The organism is Thermoleptolyngbya sp. M55_K2018_002, from assembly GCF_015295965.1.
Classification (GTDB): domain Bacteria; phylum Cyanobacteriota; class Cyanobacteriia; order Elainellales; family Elainellaceae; genus Thermoleptolyngbya; species Thermoleptolyngbya sichuanensis.
The window spans coordinates 1-1861 of the sequence record NZ_DVEA01000291.1; the positions used below are offsets into that span (position 1 = coordinate 1).

2 protein-coding genes are annotated in these 1861 nt (G+C 59.1%); both read right to left on the reverse strand.

What is annotated here, in order from left to right:
• Nucleotides 1–75: 75 nt before the first annotated feature.
• Nucleotides 76–423 carry a hypothetical protein gene (locus tag IGS51_RS15005; RefSeq protein WP_297079402.1) on the reverse strand — a complete coding sequence of 116 codons (348 nt, stop codon included), beginning with the start codon at nt 421–423 and terminating at the stop codon, nt 76–78.
• A 369-nt stretch (nt 424–792) separates the two neighbouring features.
• Nucleotides 793–1861, reverse strand: a 1069-nt coding sequence (locus tag IGS51_RS15010) for a SulP family inorganic anion transporter (RefSeq protein ID WP_297079405.1), incomplete at its 5' end; no start/stop codon positions are given.

Genomic DNA, 1861 nt, shown 5'->3' on the forward strand with positions numbered 1-1861 from the left:
CCGCTTGGGAGAAGGGGTTGGGGGATGAGGGCAGTGAATCTTCGGTCTCAAGTATGTCAGTGCCCAATTTGCGGACTAGCGCACCAGCACCGTCATGAACTTATCTTTGGCAAAGGGCGCGGGTACGATGGGCGTGAATTTTACCCGATCGTTTGCGATCTTTTTCACGTAGAACTCGTTCATCAGGTGAATGACTTGGTCGCGTGTGCCGATGATCCAGACCTGTGGGCGCTCGTCCAGGGAAGACCGAGGAGCCGCGCCGCCGCCCCCGCCGCCGTGGGATTCGGACATGAGCGGGGTTACAGAAATGCTGGCGGTTGCGCTGTCAGTGGAGTTGGCAGCGGAACTTGCGGAACTTGCAGAAAAATCCGCAGCGGAAACGGGTGGCTGCGCGTGCAGCCCGTCGTTGCGTTCGGGAGACATAGGTTTTTCCTCGCTTGTGATTGGAAACGGGTTTGGGAAACAAACAGGTTGCCCACCGGAAAGGCATCCGATGGGAGGGAAAGGCTCAGGGTGTGGCGGTTTCCCAACCACTTGTCAGCACTTGCGAGGCGAATGATAATCATCAAAGCCTGGCTCCTGCCCCGACAGGAGTTAGGTTAGCTGGTTAGTTCGTGCTGGTTACACGGCTAATCAGCGCCTTCACCCTGAACCGGACAACCTCTACTGGAACTGAGAGAATTTAATTCCAGTGCCAGATACGACAGACCAAACTCTCGTAGAACGCAAGTATCAAACCCCAAAATTTCTCCAAATTTCTGTAACTCGATATTAATAACAGCAACTTACGGACTAGCGGCTCTTTCTGCCCTCAAATCCGGCGATCGCCGTGTGCAGCGTCAGGTAAATTCGGTCGGCTCCGATTTTCTCCAGCAGCCCCGATCGCCGCAGTTGGGCATAGAGGTCTTGCTTCACCCGCGCCAGGGCGAAGGTGATGTGGCGGCTGGCTAGCTCGTCGCAAAATTCCGAGAGCATGTCGGCGGCAGTGATGTTGACAGCCATGAGGTCAGTGATGTCGATTTCGGCGATCGCCTCGGTGTTCAGCACAAACCACTCGACGGGAACCTGCTCTGCGGCGATCGCCCCCAGGGCCCGCTGCTTGAAGTCTTCGGCATTGGCAAAGCAGAGCGGCGCATCGTAGCGATAGATGACCAAACCGGGAATCGTGGTTGCGCCGGGCCAGTCGTCGATGTCGTGCAGACCAGGCACATCGGGCACGGTTCCCAAGACAGCATCGTGGGGCCGCGTGATGCGGGCAAACAGGTCGATCACCGACAGCCCCACGGCGATCGCCACGCCCACCAGGATATCCGTGAGTAATACGCCGAATAAAGTGGCGATCGCCAGCAAAAACTCGCTCTGGCGAAACCGCCTCAGCCGCTTCAGTTCGGGAATTTCAATCAGCTTGGTGGCGGCATAGATTACGATTGCCCCCAGCGCCGCCTTGGGAAACAGCGCCAGCAGCGGCCGCAAAAATAGGAGTACAACAATGACGACTCCGAAGGCCACCAGCGAAAACAACTGCGACTTGCTGCCCAGGGAATCGCCAATTACCGTGCGGCTGCCGCTGCTGCTGACGGGGAAGCCCTGCATCAGCCCTGTGCCCAGGTTGGCCGCGCCCAGCGCCAGCAATTCCTGATTTGCGTTAATTTCGTAGCCGTTGCGCGTGGCGAAGGCGCGGGCCGTCAGCACGTTGTCCGAGTAGCCCACCACCGCAATGCCCACCGCCGCCGCCAGCAGCGCAGGCAGTTCCGACAGGCTGGCCAGGGGCAGCGCCAGATGCGGCAATCCGGCGGGAATTTCGCCCACCACGGCCAGGCCCTGTCGCTCTAGATCCAGCAGCGCCACCGCCGTTGTCGCC

Bases quoted from the DNA above. Each gene is read 5' to 3' on its own strand.
- IGS51_RS15005 (WP_297079402.1), bottom strand. From the start codon at position 423: ATGTCTCCCGAACGCAACGACGGGCTGCACGCGCAGCCACCCGTTTCC.